Source organism: Achromobacter sp. 2789STDY5608621 (assembly GCF_001299375.1).
Classification (GTDB): Bacteria; Pseudomonadota; Gammaproteobacteria; order Burkholderiales; family Burkholderiaceae_B; genus Achromobacter; species Achromobacter insuavis.
The window spans coordinates 110,676-130,187 of record NZ_CYTU01000012.1 but is presented as its reverse complement, the minus strand read 5'-3'; the positions used below and the strand labels follow the sequence as shown (position 1 = coordinate 130,187).

At 63.3% G+C, this 19,512-nt stretch carries 20 protein-coding genes; 15 read left to right on the top strand and 5 right to left on the bottom strand.

What is annotated here, in order from left to right; translation table 11 throughout:
• Positions 1 to 851, top strand: an 851-nt coding sequence (locus tag AOZ53_RS14450) for a PDDEXK nuclease domain-containing protein (RefSeq protein ID WP_082385639.1), incomplete at its 5' end; no start/stop codon positions are given.
• Between the two features lie 351 nt (positions 852 to 1,202).
• Complete coding sequence (gene radC / locus AOZ53_RS14445) at positions 1,203 to 1,712, top strand: RadC family protein (RefSeq protein ID WP_003092330.1); 510 nt, start codon at positions 1,203 to 1,205, stop codon at positions 1,710 to 1,712.
• A gap of 66 nt (positions 1,713 to 1,778) precedes the next feature.
• On the opposite strand, the gene AOZ53_RS14440 is transcribed toward radC, so the two are convergent.
• The gene (locus AOZ53_RS14440) at positions 1,779 to 4,235 is read right to left on the bottom strand and encodes an ATP-binding protein (protein WP_001223964.1); all 2,457 of its coding nucleotides are present in this window, start codon (positions 4,233 to 4,235) and stop codon (positions 1,779 to 1,781) included.
• Positions 4,236 to 4,627: 392 nt separating this feature from the next.
• Here AOZ53_RS14440 and AOZ53_RS14435 point away from each other — a divergent pair, with 392 nt between their 5' ends.
• The 4 genes from AOZ53_RS14435 to AOZ53_RS14420 all read left to right on the top strand — a co-directional run bounded on the left by AOZ53_RS14435 (position 4,628) and on the right by AOZ53_RS14420 (position 8,966).
• The gene (locus tag AOZ53_RS14435; protein ID WP_003092327.1) at positions 4,628 to 5,455 is read left to right on the top strand and encodes a DUF932 domain-containing protein; all 828 of its coding nucleotides are present in this window, start codon (positions 4,628 to 4,630) and stop codon (positions 5,453 to 5,455) included.
• Between the two features lie 80 nt (positions 5,456 to 5,535).
• Positions 5,536 to 7,605 (top strand): ParB/RepB/Spo0J family partition protein, encoded by a 2,070-nt coding sequence (locus AOZ53_RS14430; RefSeq protein ID WP_000994919.1) that lies wholly within the window; start codon positions 5,536 to 5,538, stop codon positions 7,603 to 7,605.
• A gap of 61 nt (positions 7,606 to 7,666) precedes the next feature.
• A complete protein-coding gene (locus tag AOZ53_RS14425) occupies positions 7,667 to 7,876 on the top strand; it encodes a hypothetical protein (RefSeq protein ID WP_022580212.1) in 210 nt (69 codons plus the stop codon).
• A 775-nt stretch (positions 7,877 to 8,651) separates the two neighbouring features.
• Positions 8,652 to 8,966: a DUF736 domain-containing protein gene (locus tag AOZ53_RS14420; protein WP_001273857.1), complete on the top strand. Its 315-nt coding sequence runs from the start codon at positions 8,652 to 8,654 to the stop codon at positions 8,964 to 8,966.
• 312 nt (positions 8,967 to 9,278) lie between these two features.
• Here the strand turns inward: AOZ53_RS14420 and AOZ53_RS14415 are convergent, their stop codons facing one another.
• Positions 9,279 to 9,572 carry a helix-turn-helix domain-containing protein gene (locus AOZ53_RS14415; RefSeq protein WP_006379425.1) on the bottom strand — a complete coding sequence of 98 codons (294 nt, stop codon included), beginning with the start codon at positions 9,570 to 9,572 and terminating at the stop codon, positions 9,279 to 9,281.
• Positions 9,573 to 9,859: 287 nt separating this feature from the next.
• Between AOZ53_RS14415 and AOZ53_RS14410 the strand changes: the two genes are divergently transcribed.
• The 9 genes from AOZ53_RS14410 (at position 9,860) to AOZ53_RS14370 (ending at position 17,318) form a co-directional block, all read left to right on the top strand.
• A complete protein-coding gene (locus AOZ53_RS14410) occupies positions 9,860 to 10,207 on the top strand; it encodes a DUF2958 domain-containing protein (protein ID WP_016487838.1) in 348 nt (115 codons plus the stop codon).
• Between the two features lie 342 nt (positions 10,208 to 10,549).
• Positions 10,550 to 11,320: a DUF2285 domain-containing protein gene (locus AOZ53_RS14405; RefSeq protein WP_003092318.1), complete on the top strand. Its 771-nt coding sequence runs from the start codon at positions 10,550 to 10,552 to the stop codon at positions 11,318 to 11,320.
• Between the two features lie 111 nt (positions 11,321 to 11,431).
• Positions 11,432 to 11,716, top strand: a complete 285-nt coding sequence (locus AOZ53_RS14400; RefSeq protein ID WP_001247107.1) for a helix-turn-helix transcriptional regulator — start codon at positions 11,432 to 11,434, stop codon at positions 11,714 to 11,716.
• A 14-nt stretch (positions 11,717 to 11,730) separates the two neighbouring features.
• Positions 11,731 to 12,588, top strand: coding sequence for a replication initiator protein A (locus AOZ53_RS14395; protein ID WP_003092315.1), 858 nt, complete (start codon positions 11,731 to 11,733; stop codon positions 12,586 to 12,588).
• 241 nt (positions 12,589 to 12,829) lie between these two features.
• Positions 12,830 to 13,468: a ParA family partition ATPase gene (gene parA, locus AOZ53_RS14390; protein ID WP_003092312.1), complete on the top strand. Its 639-nt coding sequence runs from the start codon at positions 12,830 to 12,832 to the stop codon at positions 13,466 to 13,468.
• Entirely contained in the window at positions 13,465 to 13,728 is a 264-nt protein-coding gene (locus AOZ53_RS14385; RefSeq protein WP_000147048.1) for a hypothetical protein, read from the top strand. Before parA ends, AOZ53_RS14385 begins: the two co-directional genes overlap by 4 nt.
• Complete coding sequence (locus tag AOZ53_RS14380) at positions 13,725 to 14,282, top strand: DUF2840 domain-containing protein (protein ID WP_023093372.1); 558 nt, start codon at positions 13,725 to 13,727, stop codon at positions 14,280 to 14,282. The genes AOZ53_RS14385 and AOZ53_RS14380 overlap by 4 nt, the downstream gene beginning before the upstream one ends.
• On the top strand, positions 14,279 to 14,866 hold the full coding sequence (locus AOZ53_RS14375) for a S26 family signal peptidase (RefSeq protein WP_003092304.1): 588 nt from the start codon (positions 14,279 to 14,281) through the stop codon (positions 14,864 to 14,866). Before AOZ53_RS14380 ends, AOZ53_RS14375 begins: the two co-directional genes overlap by 4 nt.
• Positions 14,867 to 15,314: 448 nt before the next feature.
• A complete protein-coding gene (locus tag AOZ53_RS14370) occupies positions 15,315 to 17,318 on the top strand; it encodes a relaxase/mobilization nuclease domain-containing protein (RefSeq protein ID WP_000132148.1) in 2,004 nt (667 codons plus the stop codon).
• A 66-nt stretch (positions 17,319 to 17,384) separates the two neighbouring features.
• On the opposite strand, the gene AOZ53_RS14365 is transcribed toward AOZ53_RS14370, so the two are convergent.
• The 3 genes from AOZ53_RS14365 to AOZ53_RS14355 all read right to left on the bottom strand — a co-directional run.
• Entirely contained in the window at positions 17,385 to 17,984 is a 600-nt protein-coding gene (locus AOZ53_RS14365; RefSeq protein WP_003124411.1) for an ABC-type transport auxiliary lipoprotein family protein, read from the bottom strand.
• A 92-nt stretch (positions 17,985 to 18,076) separates the two neighbouring features.
• The gene (locus AOZ53_RS14360; RefSeq protein WP_000433686.1) at positions 18,077 to 19,006 is read right to left on the bottom strand and encodes an MlaD family protein; all 930 of its coding nucleotides are present in this window, start codon (positions 19,004 to 19,006) and stop codon (positions 18,077 to 18,079) included.
• A gap of 91 nt (positions 19,007 to 19,097) precedes the next feature.
• On the bottom strand, positions 19,098 to 19,512 hold a 415-nt coding region (locus AOZ53_RS14355; RefSeq protein WP_082385638.1), incomplete at its 5' end, for an ATP-binding cassette domain-containing protein.

The window sequence follows — 19,512 nt, the reverse complement described above, 5'->3', positions numbered from 1 at the left end:
CTGCGCAGTTGGTGGAGGAGTACGGCAGCAGCTTTGCAGAGCAGAACTTGCGCCGCATGGTGCAGTTCGCCGCCACCTTCCCCGACGAGCGAATTCTCGTATCACTGATACGAGAATTGAGCTGGACGCACTTCATCGCCCTGATGCCGCTGAAAGACCCGCTCCAGCGGGACTACTACGCACAGATGGCCAGCACCCAACGCTGGAGCGTGCGGACGCTGCGCGAGCGTATCGACTCGATGCTGTACGAGCGCACGGCGCTTTCCCAAAAGCCGGAAGAAACCATAGCGCAGGAGTTGGCGACCCTGCGCGATGCGCAGCGCATGTCGCCGGCCCTGGTCATGCGCGACCCGTACATCCTCGACTTCCTGGGCCTGCGGGACACTTGGCAGGAAGGCGACTTGGAAGCGGCGATCATCCGTGAAATGGAGTCCTTCCTGCTGGAGCTGGGCGCGGGCTTCTCATTCGTCGCCCGGCAGAAGCGCATTCCGATCGACGACGAGGATTTCCACCTTGACCTTCTGTTCTACAACCGCAAGCTGCGGCGGCTGGTTGCGGTGGAGTTGAAGGTAGGTGACTTCAAGGCGGCCTACAAAGGGCAGATGGAGCTTTACCTTCGGTGGCTAGACAAGCACGAACGGGAGCCGGAGGAAGCCTCGCCGCTCGGGATCATCCTTTGCACCGGCAAGAAGCGCGAGCAGATCGAATTGCTGGAGCTGGACAAGTCCGGCATCCACGTTGCCGAGTATCTGACCGCCTTGCCGCCGAGGGGCGTGCTGGTGGAGCGGCTGCAACAGGCAACGCAACGGGCGCAGTTGCAAATCGAGCAGCGCAAGACGGACAACGAGTAGTCCTGTCCCAAGCAGTCGGGCGTCCCGGCGTGCCGCCGTCGCGCTGTCGTGCTGCGCATCGAGCTTCGCTGCGCGAGTCTCGCCCCTGTCGGGCTTCCATCACTGACGCCTCCGTCCCGGCTCGTTGATCCGGGCCTGCGCGCTCCGCTTGCCAAAAATCGACTCTGTGCAGTGGGCGGGTGTGGGCGGTCTTGCTGTTCCCTTCACCGTATCACGGCGTTCTCGCCGTCAAGGGCGGCGCGCGCCATGCGCGCTTGCGTCCTGGCGGCCGTCTGCGACCCCTGACTGCTTGCGCTGCGCCGTGCTGCCGCCGGTTCCGGGCAATTCCGCCCGAGCAACCGGAGCACGATCATGTCGCAACTGTCCTTTCCCTCGTTCGATTCCTGTCTGCTGGTGCGCGACGCGCACGGGCGCTATCTACCGGCATCGGCCGACGACATTCTGGAAGCTGCGCGCCAGGTCATTGACCGGAAAATGCGGCGCGGAGCAGAGTTCACTTCGCCGGCGGCGGTCAAGGAATACTTGCGTACAAAGTTGGCCAGCTTCGAGCATGAGGTGTTCGTAGTGCTGTTCATGGATACGCGCCATCGTCTGATCGAATACAGGGAGATGTTCCACGGCACTATTGACGGTGCGTCGGTGTATCCGCGCGAAGTGGTCAAGGAGGCGCTGCGGCTCAATGCGGCGGCGGTCGTCGTTTCGCACAACCATCCGAGCGGAAACCCCGAGCCGAGCGCGGCTGACCGGGCGCTGACCCAGCGGCTCAAGGAAGCGTTGGGTCTGGTGGACGTGCGCGTGCTCGATCACATCATCGTTGCGGGCAACGAAACGGCATCGTTCGCCGAGCATGGGCTGATCTAGCCCAAGGGGCTTCGGCCCCTTTTTGCTGCGCCTGGTGGCATAGCTATGGCCCTCGCGGCCTGATGCTCAGGCCGTCGCAACCTGAATCATCTCGTCGTAATGTTTCTTGTCCACCTCTTCCAGCCACTGGAAGATGTTCCCGATGACGCTGTGGCTTTCGCCTGCCAAGTTTTCTGCGGATTCCTCTGTTATCTCAATAACGTCGCTATGTGAATACTTATTGATAAAGCGGTAGATTTTTTCTTTAAGCTCTGGTGTCGTGATGGTGCAATCTTTTAGGCCAGCCTCCATCAATTGACTAATGTCGCTTCGACGCCTTGGATATTTGAAGGTGAAAAACGATTCAACAAGCTTTCGGGCGAGGTTGGCGGTCAAGAACGCCTCATCTCGATTGAGTGTTGTGTGCGCCCTATATTCGTAGAGCTTCTTGAAGATATAGTGGTACTCGGAACCGTAGTTCTTGAGTGAGTCGTCGGCATCCACAAGTAGGGAGTGACGAGGGGAGCCAGGTGGCGCATCCAGGCGATAAAAGAAGCAATTCTCGGCGTTGCCTTTTTTGACTCGATTCCTATTGGTGCCAGTGAACCAGTCTCTCACTAGCTTAAAGTAAGTGAAGTTGTGAGTCAGCACAAAAAGTTGCTTGGCTTCAGTGCATTGCGTTCTCAAAAACGAGTAGGCGTGAAACAAGTGATTAGAATCAAAGCTTGAGACCGGATCGTCAACGACGACGATCGTATCCTTGATGTTATTTCCATTTTCTTTGAGCTTCGTGATGAAATAGACAAATGCAATCGCAGTTTTCTCACCTTCGCTCAAATTCCCATCGTGCTCACCAACCCCGTTTCTGATGATCTCATAGCCTTTCTTCTTCTGATTGAAGTTCAGGCAAAGCTCAGAGCGGCCAATGAAGCGATGCAGGATGTCATTGAACTCCTTTGCCCCGACCGTTTCATTCGAGAGCGCCGCTTCTATGGCTCCGACCTCTAGACTAATTTTTTCAATTTCCTTATGGTCGTTCTTTGCTTCTGACTCAAGGTCATTGCACTTCTTCTCACTTCCAGCATAGTCAAACTCTTGCACCTCAGCCGCAGCAAAGTGAAGCTCCAGTGCCACCTTGCTTTTTGAGGTCTCAGATTTGAAATTTGAAGTCTTATTGTTGTGCTTTCCAACGAGAGCAACAATCGATTTCAGGATGTCATTGAAATTGGTGACATCGTCTTCAACCACATCCGAGATCTGAATGTCTGTCTTCCCAGGGTCTGTGATCTTGGCCTTCAGGGCTTCCCGCCAGGCGTCGATTTGCTGGTCGATCTTTTCAGCAGCAGTTGCGTAGTCCTTTTGAAGCTTCTCTGCCTCGGCCGATAGTTCTTTATAAAACTCGGTCGATGCGGGAAACTGATTAGCTGGAGCGCCTTGAGATTCAATCCATGTCGCCGCGTTCTGAAGTCGGCTCTGAAACTCCGTGAACTCCTTGCTGAAGTGGGCAGCAAGCGCCTCGGCACGAAGCTGGGCGAACGGAGAGCCGCAGAACTCGCAGGATTGCGAGTCGTGGTTTTTATGGATTTCCAAGCCTGCTTGAACCCATTCGCGGATTTCCGGGTTATCGGTCAGCCGCTGGATTGCTTGATTGACCGCCGTAGTCCCAATCAAATCTCTGATGCGGCCCGCCGCTTTCTTAAAGTAGTCCGGCTCAATGGCCGTTGAGGCGAAAGCAATGCTTGGAAGCTGATCTGGCTTGGCGGCATTCGTAAGGTCGATAACCCTCTCATCTGGAAGAACCGACTCCGCCTTGATAATTGTCTCGCCGTTATTCTGTATGAAGTTGAAGAGCTTGCGGCGGTCGTAATTCAAGTAATAACTGTCGCTCGTATCAATCGCCTGAAGTCCAAGCTTCATTTTCTTGGCAGCATTGGTCAGGAACTTCTCTAATGCCTCACGCTGCTTCTTGATATCGCTTTGCTTGTCGTCGTGAGCCTTCTTTTTCGACTGAAGCTCGCTCTTCAGCTTCTCCAGCTTCTGCAAGTCATCAATCTTCTCTTTCGCAATAAGAAGGATGCTCTTTACGGATTTGTCCCAATCAATGTTCTCATGCACGAAGCGTTGATTGAAAACATGAATATTCAATTGGGATGAGTGGAGTGTGGATTCCGTGATCGTTGAGCCATCCTCCAGAACTACTGAAAATTGGCCCGTGCTGAAGCGGGGAACCATCGAGCGAAGCTCAAAGCAAGAGAATAGATTCGATAACGTTGACTTGCCTGTTCCATTCCAACCATAGACCAGGTTGTACCGGCCGAACTTTTGGATCTTCGTTCCATTGAAGTCGCTGAAGATTCCGAACTGTTTGAGGCGGTTGATGCAGACAATCATCTCTATATCTCCGTGTTCTTGCTTTCCCATCATTTGCTTGCGAAACAAATGGTAAACGAAGAGTCCTCTTGCGTCTCCGCTTCGCGGATCGCGCTGCTCCAGGTTCGCTAGTCGCTCATCCCTGGCGGGACTGGCTTCGCCAGCCTTCCGCATCGCTGACGCCTACGGCCCGGCTTCCAGCTTCGGGCCTGCGCGCTTCGCTTGCGTGCGGTCAGCACAAAGGGATGGCCGTTGCCTTGTCCAGCCGTCTCCCCTGACTTCATCACCTTACCCGCGACCGTAGCCCGCGACCGTGTGCCGTCAAGGCGCGCAGGGCCGTGTCCTCGGCTGCGCCTGCGGGCCGCACCAACCCTGCGCTTGGCTCCTTGACGGCCCCCGTCCGCGCGCTCCTTTGGGCGCGGGCGATGAACTCAGGAAAGACGGTGGCAACAGGGCCAACCGGGTTCCTCGTGCCGACCGCACCAAACAGCCGAAAGGCTGGGCTCCGAATCTAGAAATCCGGTGTGCGGTGTGAACAGCAAACCTCTTTTGTCAGGAGAAAGACCATGCAACTCGCATCCCGTTTCGCTTTCCGCTCCCCCTCGCTGCGCAGCGATTACCCGCTGTCCGACGACCAGATTCACCGCGTGGCCCCGTCCATCTTCGCGGATGCCCCGCACGAGAGCCGTTCGCAGCGGTACGCCTATATCCCCACCGCCGCCGTGCTGACCGAGCTTCGCAAAGAAGGCTTCCAGCCTTTCATGGTGACGCAAACCCGCGTGCGCGACGAAGGCAAGCGCGAGCACACCAAACACATGATTCGCTTGCGCCATGCCAGCCAGATCAACGGCGCGGAGGCCAACGAAATCGTGCTGCTGAACTCGCACGACGGCACCAGCAGCTATCAGATGCTGGCCGGAATGTTCCGGTTCGTGTGCAGCAATGGCCTTGTCTGCGGCAACACCGTGGCCGATGTGCGAGTGCCCCATAAAGGCGACGTGGCCGGTCTGGTCATTGAGGGGGCTTACGAAGTCTTGAGCGGTTTCGATCGGGTGAAGGAATCGCGCGATGCCATGCGCGGCATCACCTTGGACGATGGCGAATCCGAAGTGTTCGCCCGCGCCGCGCTCGCCCTCAAGTACGACGACCCCGACAAGCCCGCGCCCATCACGGAATCGCAAATCCTGATGCCGCGCCGCTTCGACGACCGCCGCCCCGACCTGTGGAGCGTGTTCAACCGCACCCAAGAAAACCTGACCCAAGGCGGGCTGCGTGGCCGCAGCGCCAACGGGCGCCGACAGCAAACCCGCCCGGTGCAGGGCATCGACCAAAACATCCGACTAAATCGCGCCCTCTGGCTGCTGGCCGATGGCATGCGCCAGTTGAAAGCCTGAATCCCCACGCGGCAGGGGCAGGCAGCAGCCCTTGTCGCTTTCTTCGCTGCTGCATCCCTGAACCGATAGGAGTTATCACCATGAACGCCGTTACCCAAACCGAAGCCCGCGCCATCAACACCGCCGCCGCTATCCCGCTGGAAGCCGCTGATCCGACCAAGAACCTGATTCTGGTTCCGCTGTCGCGGCTGGTGTCGCGTCCCACTGGCCGCAACGTGCGCAAGACCCCGCGCATGTCCATTCCCGAACTCGCCGCCAGCATCCAGCGTGTCGGCCTGCTGCAAAACCTCATCGTGATTGCCGCCGCCGATGGCGAGCATTACGAGGTCGTGGCCGGTGACCGTCGCCTCGCAGCGTTGAAGCTGCTGGCGAAAAAGCACCGCATTAGCAAGGAATGGGAGGTGCCTTGCCTGCTGGTGGCCGATGGCACCGCCCGCACGGCCAGCCTCACCGAGAACGTGCAGCGCGAAGCCATGCACCCCGCCGACCAGTTCGAGGCGTTCGCCGCGCTCGTGGCCGAAGGCCGCAGCATCGAGGACATTGCAGCGGATTTCAGCGTCACGCCGCTGGTGGTGCAGCGCCGTCTGAAACTCGCCAACGTGTCGCCGCGCCTGCTGGCCGACTACCGGGCCGAGGCCGTGAGCCTTGACCAGTTGATGGCCCTCGCCATCACCGACGACCATGCTGCGCAGGAAGCCGCGTTCTACGATGCGCCCACATGGCAGCGCGGCCCGCACAACCTGCGCGACCGCCTGACCGAACGCGAAATCGACGCCTACCGGCATCCGCTGGTGCGCTTTGTCGGGCTGGACGGCTACGAGCAGGAAGGCGGTGGCATCCGCCGCGACCTGTTCGCGGAGGGCGACAAAGGCGTGTATCTGACCGATGCCGCACTGCTGGAACGGCTGGCGCAGGACAAGCTGGCAGGTATCGCCGCCAAGGTGCAGGCCGAGGGCTGGGCGTGGGTGGATGCCACGCCGGGCATGACCCATGCCGATCTGCAAGCCTTCCAGCGTGCGCCAAGGGAACGCCGCAGTCCGAACAAGCGCGACGCGCAGCGCATCGAGAAGCTGCAAACCAAGCTGCACGAACTGGCCGAGGCGGTGGATGCCGCGCTGGACGACGAGGACGAGGAAAAGGCCGATGCCTTGCAGGAAGAAGGCGAACGCCTGGGCGAGCAGTTGCAGGCGCTGGAAGATGGCTTGCTGGACTATGCGGCCAACGTGAAGGCCGCAGCCGGTGCCATTGTCACCATCGACCGCGACGGGCAGGCCGCGATTCATCGCGGGCTGCTGCGCGAAGCGGAGGCCAAGGCACTGCGCACGCTGGAGCGGCTGCGGCAGGGTTTCGGCAGCGAAGGCGAAGCCGCGAACGAGGACGCAGGCGAGGACGACGAGCAGCCCAAGACCGCCGCCATGTCTGACCGACTGGCGCAGCGGTTGAGCGCGCACCGTACCGCTGCGCTGCAAATCGAAGTTGCACGGCATCCGCAAGCAGCGCTGGCCGCCGTGGTGCATGGCATGGTGCAGACCGTCTTGCAGGAAAGGCACTACGGGCACGACCTGCCGCTGGGTGTGCGCCTCACGGTGCAAGACCGGCTGGAAGGCATGGCCCCGGACTGGCCGGAATCACCCGCCGCCGTGGCGCTGCGCGAACTGCAACAGGTGGCAGGCGAAACCTTGCCGGAGGACAGCGCCGAACTGTTCGCCGCGCTGCTGGCGAAATCACAGGATGAACTGGTGCGGCTGTTGGCCGTGTGCTTAGCTTCCACGGTGGACGTGGTGACGCCTCGCGCCACGCCGCACCAGCCCGGCGCGGAACTGGCGCAGGCCGTGGGGCTGGATATGGCCGCGTGGTGGCAGCCCACCAATGAGGGTTACTTCCGGCATGTGCCGAAGGCCGCGATTCTGGAAGCCGTTGGCGGGTTCGCGCCCTCGCACGTCACCCGACTGGCGAAGTTGAAGAAGGGCGACATTGCCAGCGAAGCCGAACGGCTGGCCGCTGGCACCGGCTGGATGCCCGCCATCTTCCGCTCCGAAGGCCCGCAGCAGACCGGGCAGGACGCGCCGGCGGATGGCGAAGCCGAAGCACAGGAAGAAGTGGCCGCCGTGGCGGATGACCAGCCGCAGGCCGAGGCTTTGGCCGCGTGACTTCGCACCGTAGATAGCGCCCCGGTTCCGGCCGGGGCGCTTCATGTTGAGGATGCCTGCCATGACCCACCAACCCGCAAACCGCCCCCGCATAGCTGCGACCTATGCCTCCGGCACGGTGCGCGCCCGCCGCTGGCACGGCGACGGCGACGTGCGCGGCTACCGTCCGCCGCGTGGCTGGACGGCCCGCGCCGACCTGACCGATCTGCATCCCCTCACGGGCCGCGCCTTGCCGCGCGCCGTGTGGTGGATCATCGAAACCAAGGAATAACGAGCCGCACCGGCCCCAAGCCGTGCCGCCTTGGGGCCGGTGGTCGAAAACTCCGGGCGCGGCGGTGGCCGCGCCCGGTTTCACTGCTCAAAGCCAAAACGCCCCATCGCCGCCTTCGGACAGGCGGCGATGGGGCCACGCACAAGGGCGCTCGTGCGCGAAATCCACGAAGCCAGCAAGTGTGGCGGCGCATCGCGCCGCCAACGATTCGACCGAGCCCCGCCGCAATGGGCGGGGCTGGTGTGGCTACGCCCCGGCTTGCTGCGGCAGGTTGCACGAAAGCGTGCCGTCCCCGACGCTGGCGGTTCGTTGTCTGTACGTCACGAAAGACGGTTCACCGACACGCCGCCCAGCCTCGCTTCTATGGAGCTTCCACACCACGCCTCAGTATGTGGCCGTGAGCTGCGGCAGGGGCGCTCTGGCCTTGTCGTCGGGGCATTGACCTGGCCCGCGTCAGGGCGCAAGCCGGTGCAGCCGTCACGCGGGGATGCCGAGTTGGCCACGTCTCCATTCGGGAGCGGGCGGCCTGTGCGTCCTTGTCTTGTTGTGAATCCTGGCGGTGGCGCGGCTGCGCCTTGTGCTTGATGGCCGCAACCTTGCAGCGAAAACAATTTCCCCTGCGCTGCGCGCATTCCTCGCGGGACAAATTCTTTTCGCTTCCAGGTTCTCCACGTTGTTGCGACCGCTGTGCGGTGCGACCAGCCCATCCCCCGCCGGCCGGATCACAACAAGGACGCACTGGCGCGACCTTGTTCAACCCGAAAGGAGAAACATCATGGCTAACATCGGCACCTTCACCGCAGAGAAAGACGGCTTCACCGGCACGCTTCGCACCCTGACGCTCAACGTCAAGGTCAAGCTGGTTCCCAACGACAAGGGCGACACCGAGAACGCCCCCGACTTCCACCTGCAAGCGGCTGGCCACGAAGTCGGCGCAGCGTGGAAGAAGACCAGCGAGGCCGGGCGGGAATACCTGTCCGTATCCATCGACGACCCTTCGTTCCCGGCGACGGTCTATGCCCGCCTGATCGAGAACGAGGACGGCACGCACGACCTGATCTGGTCGCGCAACAAGCCGAAGGCGGCCTGACAGCCGCTTACCGCGTCCCGCCCACTGCGGCGGGGCGCGATGCTGCTGATCGCAGCACCGCACGCGCAGGATTTCTGCTGCTGCCGCGTGCTGGATACGCCCGTCACGGCGGGCCTGCATGCGTGCCTTGTGGCTCGCAATCCGTGTCAACGAGCGGTGTGTGGCGTGTCGGCGCTGTAAGCGCCGCCGGGCTTTCGGGCTTCGCCCCGTGCCGGCAAGCCGTCACGGCCATCCGGCTTCAATCCCTCACGCCTTCGCGCCTGCGGCGCTGCGCGCTCCGCTTGCTGCAATTCAGTACCACACGCCAACGCGCTAAGGCGTGTCGGGCTCTTCCAATATCGCCCTGAGTTCCTGGCGCACCTGTGCCAGCAATTCATCAGCTTCGCGGGTGCTGTCACCGGCATAAGCCAATGTGAGCAGCGTGAGCGGATGCACTTCCATGACCTCGCACAGATCGGCCAGCTTCTGGATGGTTGGGCTTTTCAGGTCGCGCTCCAGCGTGCTCATGTAGGTGCGACTGGACACGTTGGAGAACGCTTCCTGGCTCAAACCACGCGCCTTCCTTACCGTCCGAATCGCCGCTGCCAATGAGTTCTTCGCTGCCACCTATGGTTTCCCCAAAAAACCAAGATGACAGCCCATTGCGCCCTATAGGACTACAATCTATAGTGTTCATTTGGTGGTGATGTTTTCCTTTTCCGTGCTTTTACGGAGATCCGCATCTGCGGATTTCCTCAGACCCAGGGAACCGCATCCGTGTCTTTCCTGACTTCCACCAATACGCCTTCGTGCCTCTCCGCTTTTGCGGCTTCGTGCGCTTGCGCATACGTGCATCCGTCCGCAGGCACAGATGCGCCTCGGCGATTGCGTGTGTTCGTGGAAGGGGCGCGGCCTTGACCACGCTTGTCACCGAGGAAGACCGGGTGCACCTACTGGCCCACGGCCTCACCCGCGCCGCAGGCCAGGAATGTGACCCGCTGCCCGTGGTGCGCCTGTTCACACCGGACGCACATGCGACCTGGCTATTGGCCGCGCTCGATCCGACCGATGGCGATACGGCCTACGGCCTGATCGACCTCGGGATCGGGATGCCTGCCCTGGCGACGGTGAAGCTGTCCGATCTGGCGTCCATCGTCGGGCCGCTCAAGCAGCCCGTGATACGAGATCGGTATTTCCAGCCGACGCGGCCGCTGTCGGAATACGTTCGACTGGCTCAGGAAAACGGTTCGATCACCGATTGACGCATTCCAGCGCGACCAGGCAAAAAGTATCGCATTGTGACTATTTCGGTCTTAGCCAAGACCTGGCAAGTCTTGATCCGCATGCTTGCACCAGGGTGGTGCGCTCCTGACCAAAACAGTCATGATGCCAGGCGCGAGATTCGGCACGGTGTTCAATGCTGCACCCCATTTCCGGGCGGTGCAGTCGTCGCATTTAGACGATTTCGGCAATGCACTGGAGCGAATCTGTCTTGACACCAGCAGTTAAAGCGTAACCCGAGTTTGATGACCACTTGATGGCGATTCGATAGCTCCCGCACAGCGGAATTGTGGCGACGTTCCCAGAAACAGGGAGGTTTCGCCATGACTGACCGCAGCAGCCAACACTGGTATCCCACGGCCGCGTATCTCTACACGCTGCACCTCGATGGCCCAGCGCTGGCTTGGGAGTATTTGCGCAGGAATCCAAGCTACCGGCGCGACTGGCTACGCCGGCGTCGCAAGCCTGATGCGGCGCAGGCCTGGGGCCTGCGCCTGCTGGAAGATCCCGGCCTGGATGCGCGCGACGCACATCCTGCTTGGTTCCCCGATCACGATGCCGTGGTGCAGCTATACCCCGACGCCGACCCACCACCCGATGCGCATACCTTCGAGTTCTGGCGCATTCCTGGGCGCAAGCAACTGACCCACGACGGCAAGCGCCTGGTGCTCGTATCGCATTGGCCAGGCTGCTGCGTTCGGCTGGCACTCGCACCCGACCTGGAAGATGGTTCGGCCTATCTCTACGCCACACGCGCCTGCGCCACGCCCTGTGCGCGCTACCGCACGCTCGCTGCGAAGCTGGATGCGCTATCTGCCGCAACCGTGGCCACGCCTGTGGCAACAGCCCGCTCCCGCCCCACGCCCGCCGCGCTGCTGGAACTGCATACCTTGCAAGCGCTCGACGCGACCCTCGCGGGAGCCTCCTTGCGCGAGGTGGGCGAAGGTCTGTTCGGCGCGGATGCCGTCGCGGCCGACTGGCACAAAGACAGTGCATTGCGTGCCCGCGTACGGCGGCTGGTACGCCGCGGCGATGAGCTGATGCACGGCGGCTACCGCCGACTAGCGCAGCTTCCAATGTTCCCGTCGCATTAGGGGGGACGTTTCTCGACCCGTGCGAATCGTCCCTTAGCAAGAAGCCTTGCTTTCTTGAGAGTGCCTCTATCCGGCCGCGTGGTGTGGCCGGGCTTGATGGAGGTACATCCCATGCGACCTGCTCCCTCGCGGCCTGCCGCCGCTGCCGTCACTGCGACCTCGCAGCCTCAACGCTACCTGACAAACGACGAAGCCGCCGACTACCTGCGGCTGTCGCCGCGCACGCTGGAGAAGCAGCGGGTGATCGGCGGCGGCCCCAAGTTCCGCAAGTTCGGCCGCCGCGTCATGTACGCGGTGTCCGACCTCGATGCCTGGGCCGACCAGCGCAGCTACGAGGCCACGTCCGATCCCGAATACGCCGAGCGCCACGCGGGCGACTACCGTGATGGCCGCTGATCGTCGGCGCGTGGGTGGCCTTCGCCATGTCCAGCCCGCCAGGGCAAGCCTTGCCGCAGCGCGAACAGCTCGATCTGTTCCGCGCGCTGCCGGGCGACATGGCGCCACGCGATTCCCAGGACTTGATGGCCTTTCCGTTCTTCTCGCTTGCCAAGTCGCGGCGCACGGCGCCGATCGACTTCCGCAGCGGGAACGTCACCATTCGCGTGGAAGGCACGCAGGAGCACGGCATCGCAACGATATGGGATGCCGACGTGCTGATATGGGCCGCCTCGCAGATCGTGGAGGCGCGCGACGCGGGCCTGCGCCCGTCGCGCTGGATACGCGCCACGCCTTACGAGATTTTGCGCTTCATCGGGCGCGGCACGTCCCTCAACGACTACCAGCGCCTGAAGGCCGCCCTCGACCGGCTGCAATCGACCACGGTGGCCACGTCCATCCGCGAAACCACGGGAAGGCGCTTGCATCGCTTCTCGTGGATCAACGAGTGGAAGGAACTCGCCGACGCCAGCGGCACCCCGCTGGGCATCGAGCTGATCTTGCCGGACTGGTTCTATGCCGGCGTGCTCGACGCCGCCCTGGTGCTGACCATCGACCCGGCCTATTTCCGCTTGAAGGGCGGTATCGAACGCTGGCTGTACCGCCTGGTGCGCAAGCATGGCGGGCGGCAGGAGCACGGCTGGCAATTCGACTTCCGACACCTGTACCGCAAATCCGGCAGCGCGGCCCGCTTCTCGGACTTCGCCTACGACGTGCGCGCCCTGGTGGCGCGGCAGTCGTTGCCCGGCTACGTCCTCGGCATCGAGCGGATGCCGGACGACAACACCGAGCTGCTGACCTTCCGGCCCGTGCCGCACGCGGCACGGGGATAACTGCGGGAGAACCTGTGGACGGCCTCGTGCTATCAGGAGTACCGGGTATCGTGCTATCAGGAGTACGACCCTCGTGCTATCAGGAGTACGAAAACGCCGGAAAGCCAACAACGGCGCGGGTTTGCGTTCCCTCTAACTTACCTAACAAGAAATACATAACTTTTAGTAGAAGCGCGCCGTTTCGGTGGACAACCACGAAACGGCACGGCCAGGCCGGCTTTCCAGCTCGGAGGGCCGCGCCATGATCTTCGCGTTTCTCAACCAGAAAGGCGGCGTCGGCAAGACCACGCTCGCCACGCACATCGCCGGCGAACTGGCGATGCGCGGCCTGCATGTCATCCTGCTGGATGCCGACCCGCAGGGGTCATCGCTCGACTGGACGCAGCGGCGTAGCCAGCAGGGCCTGCCCCGTCTGTTCAGCGCCGTGGGCCTTGCCCGCGAAACGCTGCATCAGGAAGCGCCAGAACTCGCCAGGCGGGCCGATCACATCATCATCGACGGCCCGCCGCGCATCGCCGCCCTCGCGCGTTCCGCGCTGCTGGCGGCCGAGCGCGTGCTGATCCCCGTGCAGCCCAGCCCCTACGACGTATGGGCTTCTGCCGAGATGGTCGCACTGATCCGCGAAGCACAGGTGTTCCGGCCAGCGCTGCGCGCGGCCTTCGTCATCAACCGGCGCGTCAGCACCACCATCATCGGCAGGGAGGCACGGCAATCGCTGGCCGAACAGCCGCTGCCCGCGCTGCGCTCGGAGATCCACCAGCGCATCGTCTTTGCCGACAGCGTAGCCGCTGGCCGGCTCGCCCGCGAAACCGCGCCCGACAGCGCCGCTGCCCGCGAGATCGCCGCGCTCACCGACGAACTGCTGCGGTGGCCGACATGACTGGGAAGCCACCACCACGCAGCAAGCGCGTCGGCATCGGTGCGCGTCCCCCAGCGAATCCGCACGCCGAAGCGTGGATTCGCCAGGGCGACGCAGATGCCGTGCAGAAAGGCGACCTCTACACCGCTCGACTGACGCTCGACATCACGCCCGCCATGCGGGCGCGCATCAAGGTGTCGGCCTTCACGCGAGGCGTGACCGTAGCCGAACTGCTGCGCGACCTGCTGGAGCGGGAGTTTCCCCCGGAGGGCACGCCGTGAACGCATCCGCTTCGACCGCCCACACCCCCAAAGCAAGTGCGCCCACGGCTGCGCCGCCGCCGGCGCCTTCGACACTCGCCGGCCAGGCCGGCAACGTGCCGCTGACGCGCGTGGCGCTGGCCTACATCGAACCGCGCTTCAAGCTCTACCTGCGCTTCGGCGAACCGGCGCGCACGCTCCAGCTCGACCGCTGGCGGCGCTGCGCCGTGTTCCTGCCGAACGCGGTTCTGTGCCGCATCCGTTGGCAGGCCAACGACTACGGCACGATCCGCTGGCAGCTCATGGTGATGCAGACCGCCACGCCGCTGGACGCCGTGCAGCGCATCCCCGGCGTGCAGCCGGGCGCGCGTCTGCTGCTGCACGCCGAAGGCGATGCCAACGTGCGCGCCGTGCTGGAACGCATCGACGGCATCGAGGCGCTGGGCATCGCAGCCGCAGACACATCGCCCGCGTACTGGCGCACGCTCGCGAACCGGCTCGCAGCGCGCTCGGCGCTACCCACATACACCGCAGAACGGCACGCCGCCTGGCTGGCCGGGAGGGCATTGCCATGACCACGATTTCCACGACCGGCCCCGTGCCGCATCCTCGCTCGCGCCTGCGCGCTCGCCTCGTGCTGGCAGGCTTCGCCACCGTCGGCCTCGCTGCGCTGGCCTGGGCGGCGTTCGTGCAGCCCCTGCCGCGAATGGCCTACAACCCGTCCGACAGCGTGGCGGTCGGTTGGTATCGCATCGAACCGTTCGACCCGCGCACCGCCTCGCGGCCACGTCCGCTGTCCGTGGACAGCATCGTGCTGATGCCGCTGCCCGACAGGGCCGCCATGCTGGCTGCGCAGCGCGGCTACCTGCCGACCCGCGTTCCGCTGCTCAAACGTGTGGGCGCAGTCGCGCCACAACACGTTTGCATCGTCGCCGGCCAGGTTCGCATCGACGGCGTGCCGGTGGCCGCCGCCCTGCCTGCCGACCGGCTGGGCCGGCCGCTGCCATCCTTGCAGCTTTGCCGCCGTCTCCAACCGGGCGAACTGTTCCTGTTGAGCGCGACCAACCCGGCGTCGTTCGACAGCCGCTATTTCGGGCCGGTCAGCGCGTTCGCCGTGATCGGCGTTGCGCATCCGATCTGGCTGGAGACACGTCCATGATGGCCGCCGATTCGCTGCACTTTGCCGCGCCTCTCATCGTGCCATCGGGCATGTCGTTCTACTGTTCGTCGCCGTGTCGTCGCGCGTGCAGTGCGGGTGCATTCGCACCGCACTTCGCGCTGCCTTCGGCGCAGCCGCCCAACGTGCAGGCGTCTTGCCTCGAACGCGCCTGGCCTGCGGCCATTGGCGTGTTCGCCGGCGGGCTGGCTGCTCGTGCAGCAGCGCCGCCGGGCCGCCGATGCCCGGAGCGGGAGCGAGGGGCAAAGGCGGAAGGCAAGACAAAAGGGTTCGGCACTCTGCCGCCCGCAAAGCCAGTCTGCACGTGGGGGTGGCGCGGCACGGCGCGGCTTCGCCGCCGTGCCGCGTGGGGCGCGAGGCACGCGCCGATGCAGGCATGTCCGCGTGCTTCGCACGCTCGGACACGCCGGAGCTTGCAGGGAGCACAGCCATGACCGACCGCGGCGACCATGATTTCTGGGTGCGCCCTGGCGCGCCGAAGAACCGAGGCAAAGGCCAGGGCCAGAGCTTCGTTTCCAAGGTGCTCAAGCAGGCTGGCAAGGCCAGCGGCGGCAAGTCGGCGGTGCGCCGTCCTACCGCTGGCGGGAGCGGCCAGCACGCCGGCCAGCGGCCCGGCTCACGGCTTGGACGCGGCCATACGGCGGCGCGCTTCGCAGGCGCAAAGCTGACCCCTATGTCACGGCGCGTGACCATCAAGACGCTGCTGGTCAACCAGCGCAACGCCAGTCCGCAGTCGCTCGCCAAGCACCTGCGCTACATCGAGCGCGACGGTGCCGGCCGGAACGGCGAGCCGGGCCGTGCCTACGGGCCGCAGACCGACGAAGCCGACCTCGATGCCTTCAAGGAACGCTGCCAGGACGACCGACATCATTTCCGCTTCATCGTCTCACCTGAAGACAGTGCGGAGCTGGACGACCTGCGCACCTACACCCGGCACCTGATGAACCGGATGGAGGCCGACCTGGGGACGCGGCTGGATTGGGTGGCGGTCGATCACTGGAACACCGACAACCCGCACACGCACCTGATCGTGCGCGGACGCGACGATACCGGCAAAGACCTCATCATCGCGGGCGACTACATCGCCCACGGCTTCCGCCATCGCGCCGCCGAGCTGGCGACGGAATGGCTGGGGCCGCGCACCGAACTGGAGATCCAGCAGACCTTGCAGCGCGAGGTGGAGCAAGAGCGGTGGACGAGCCTCGACCGCACGTTGCAGCGCGAGGCCGGCGAGGATGGCCGGGTGCAGATCGAACGCTTCAACGAACCCCGGCTGCAACGCCAGCGCCTGCTGCTGATCGGCCGCCTGCAACACTTGCAGCGCCTGGGCCTGGCCGACGAGGTGCAGCCCGGCACCTGGGCCGTCCATGCGGACGCGGAGAAGACCTTGCGTGCCCTGGGCGAGCGTGGCGACATCATCCGAACGATGCAGCGGGCCATGAGCGGCAAGCCTCGCGAGCTGGCGGTGTTCGAGCCGGGCGACGACGGCCGCACTATCGTCGGTCGCGTGGCTGCTAAGGGTCTGGCCGACGAGCTGCACGACCGCGGCTATCTGGTCATCGACGGGTTGGACGGCAAAGCCCACTACGTCGCGTTGGACGCCCGCGACGAGCTGGCGAACTATCCCATCGGCGCGGTGGTGGAGGTACGCGGTTCCGCCGAGGTGCGGGCGGCCGACAAGAACATCGCCACGCTGGCGAGCAATGGCCTGTACCGCACCGATCACCACCTGGCGATCGAGCAAGGCCGAGCCAAGCCCGGCCGCGACCCGCAAGAGGCTGTGGCGGCCCATATCCGCCGGCTGGAAGCCCTACGGCGGGCCGGCATCGTGGAGCGCGTGGCCGAGGGGTTATGGAAGGTGCCGGACGACTTGGCCGAGCGTGGCCGCCAGTACGACGCGCAGCGGCTGGGCGGCGTGGCGGTCGAACTGAAATCGCATCTGCCGATTGAACGGCAGGCCCGCGTCATCGGCGCGACCTGGCTGGATCAGCAGTTGATCGGCGGCGGCAAGGGACTGGGCGACCTGGGCTTTGGCGGCGATGCTAGGCAAGCCTTGCAGCAGCGCGCCGACTTCCTCGAAGAACAGGGGCTGGCCCAGCGGCGCGGGCAGCGGCTGATTCTCTCCCGGAATCTGCTGGAAACGCTGCGCAATCGGGAGCTGGCGCAGGCCGCCCAGCACATTGCCGCCGATAGCGGATTGGAGCATCGGCACGTCACAGACGGGCAGCGCGTAGCCGGCATCTACCGGCGCTCGGTCATGCTCGCCAGCGGTCGCTATGCGCTGCTCGATGACGGCATGGGATTCAGTCTGGTGCCTTGGCGGCCGATAATCGAGCCACGACTGGGGCAGCAGATCGCCGCGACTGTACGCGGCGGCGGTGTGTCATGGGAGGTTGGACGGCAAAGAGGTCCTGGGATTGGATCGGGGCCGTAGGCTGTCGTACCGAGTTAAGGTGTCGAGCAGCGTTTTGGCCCTAGCTTCTGTGCTCCGTTAAGACGACTAGTCTGTGCTTATCGACGACGCTGTGGGTGCATGGTTGCTTGCCAATTCCGGTGCAACTCGCAAACGCGCTGCCCCGACCTGAACTGCCCATTCAACGATCTGCCCGGCCAATATATCCGTGGCGACACCGAACGCGCTCACCACATCGGCCTCTCGCTTGCTGCCTGTGGCTTGGATTGCTTCGAAGCGTCTACTGGCAATAGCAGTCCGTTTGGCCGGATCGACCAGTTGCACATCGAGCCGAACCGCGGCGATCGCTTCAGTGCCGCGGTATTCGAGCTGGAACGCCCGCAGCGTACTGCGCAACTCCATATCGGCGCTCATTGGGGTGCTATCGGTAATCACGGAAGTCGACCGCCCATCGCGCATGAAGGCTTCGACGATTCGGTCACGCAGCAGCACCGGTGCGGGGTCGGCCCAACGCACTCCTTGCCAAGCCGACAAGCGACCATCGGGCTGCGCAATGAACAGCCGCTCCGAATCCAGGACGCGACTACTCTCAGGGGCGTAGACGCGCAGCGCCCCGGGTCCCGGAACGGCGCGCGGCGTACTCTCCGCCTGGGCGATGTGATAGTCGGGCAATTTGTAGGTGACCATTGGAGCTGCTTTGGGAAGCACACTGCACGCGGACAAGCCGAGTACTAGCGTCATAGTCACGGCAGCGACGGGAATCATCCTGGCGGAAGTGTTCACGGCTTGGTTTCCTCAATGTTCTCTCCACCGAGCAGGTATTGCGCCGGATTGCGATCCAGTCGGCGCAGCACGGTGTTTAGATTGGCCAGCGCCTGCTGGAGTTCGTGCATGGCAGGACCTGTGGCGGCCAAGCCCTGGTTCAGCGATTCCTGATTGTTTTGCAGTAGCGTCTCAACCCTGAAAGCGGCGCGTTCGAGGGATGCCGTTGCATCACGCGTGTTCACCATGATTTGCTTACCATCGTTATTTAGTAGCAGGTTGGCATCGCGAAGAGTGCTATTTGCTTGGCGCACGGCAGCTGTCGATTCTCTGCTTGCTTCGGTCAGATTGCTGATTAACGTCGCGATCTCGGCCCTCTGGTCAGCGACCGCGCCCGTGGTCTGTTCAAGATTCACCAGACTGCGGTGCACAAGAGCCAAATTCTCCTTCGACAGTAACTCCTGCGTGCGCAGCAAGATGCCGTTGAGTGTCGTCATGCTGTTCCCCTCACCGGAGACCAGGGATGCCATCGCCGAACGTGGTGCGAGGATCAACGGTTCCTCGTCCTCTCTCCGATCCAGCAATGGCACGTTTGGCCCACCGTCGCTCAACTCGATCACCGCGTTGCCGGTAATTCCCGTGATGACCAATTCAGCGCGGGTATCCTGCCGGACCGGGATGGTGGCATTGATGCGTACGCGCGCTATCGCCCGCCTTGGGTCTCGCGGTGAAAGAGAAAGTGCAACGACTTCGCCAATCGTGATTCCGCTGTACTGAACCTGGCTGCCGGGCGTAAGCCCGGTCACTGGCTCATCGAACATAATCCGGTAATACTGGTAATCGTGGTCGGAACGTGTGTCGCTGAGCCAAAGCGCGAAGCCAATACCAATCGCACCGAGCAGCACGACGAACAGACCAATGAATACATGATGGGCACGTGGTTCCATGATCAGACCACCTCGTTCTCAGAGTTTAAATATTGCGTGCGCCCAGCCCAATGCGTGCGCGACGGAAGAATGATGCAGATGCGGAGGGGTTTCATGGCTGCGTCTCTTGGCTGGAAGCACCAGTGGCCTGTGCGGCCGCACGGCCACGGGGGCCGTGAAAGTATTCCTGTATCCACGGGTGCTTGAAGCGCTCGACTGCCTCGATGCCGTCGTTGATGAGTACCTTCTGGTTCGCCAGGACCGCGACACGGTCGCATATGGTGTACAGCGTATCGAGGTCGTGGGTTACCAGAAACACCGTGAGGCCCAGTGCATTGCGCAGGGTCAGAATCAATTGGTCGAAAGATGCAGCCCCGATTGGATCCAGTCCTGCGGTGGGTTCGTCAAGAAACAGGATGTTCGCATCAAGCGCCAAGGCTCTCGCCAGTGCTGCTCGTTTCACCATGCCTCCGGACAACGAGGCCGGATACTTGTCTCCCGCTCCGGCAGGCAACCCCACCAAGCCC

Coding starts and splice junctions, on each gene's coding strand:
- radC (WP_003092330.1), top strand. CDS start 1,203: ATGTCGCAACTGTCCTTTCCCTCGTTCGATTCCTGTCTGCTGGTGCGC.
- AOZ53_RS14440 (WP_001223964.1), bottom strand. CDS start 4,235: ATGCGGAAGGCTGGCGAAGCCAGTCCCGCCAGGGATGAGCGACTAGCG.
- AOZ53_RS14435 (WP_003092327.1), top strand. CDS start 4,628: ATGCAACTCGCATCCCGTTTCGCTTTCCGCTCCCCCTCGCTGCGCAGC.
- AOZ53_RS14430 (WP_000994919.1), top strand. CDS start 5,536: ATGAACGCCGTTACCCAAACCGAAGCCCGCGCCATCAACACCGCCGCC.
- AOZ53_RS14425 (WP_022580212.1), top strand. CDS start 7,667: ATGACCCACCAACCCGCAAACCGCCCCCGCATAGCTGCGACCTATGCC.
- AOZ53_RS14420 (WP_001273857.1), top strand. CDS start 8,652: ATGGCTAACATCGGCACCTTCACCGCAGAGAAAGACGGCTTCACCGGC.
- AOZ53_RS14405 (WP_003092318.1), top strand. CDS start 10,550: ATGACTGACCGCAGCAGCCAACACTGGTATCCCACGGCCGCGTATCTC.
- AOZ53_RS14400 (WP_001247107.1), top strand. CDS start 11,432: ATGCGACCTGCTCCCTCGCGGCCTGCCGCCGCTGCCGTCACTGCGACC.
- parA (WP_003092312.1), top strand. CDS start 12,830: ATGATCTTCGCGTTTCTCAACCAGAAAGGCGGCGTCGGCAAGACCACG.
- AOZ53_RS14385 (WP_000147048.1), top strand. CDS start 13,465: ATGACTGGGAAGCCACCACCACGCAGCAAGCGCGTCGGCATCGGTGCG.
- AOZ53_RS14375 (WP_003092304.1), top strand. CDS start 14,279: ATGACCACGATTTCCACGACCGGCCCCGTGCCGCATCCTCGCTCGCGC.
- AOZ53_RS14370 (WP_000132148.1), top strand. CDS start 15,315: ATGACCGACCGCGGCGACCATGATTTCTGGGTGCGCCCTGGCGCGCCG.
- AOZ53_RS14365 (WP_003124411.1), bottom strand. CDS start 17,984: ATGGTCACCTACAAATTGCCCGACTATCACATCGCCCAGGCGGAGAGT.
- AOZ53_RS14360 (WP_000433686.1), bottom strand. CDS start 19,006: ATGGAACCACGTGCCCATCATGTATTCATTGGTCTGTTCGTCGTGCTG.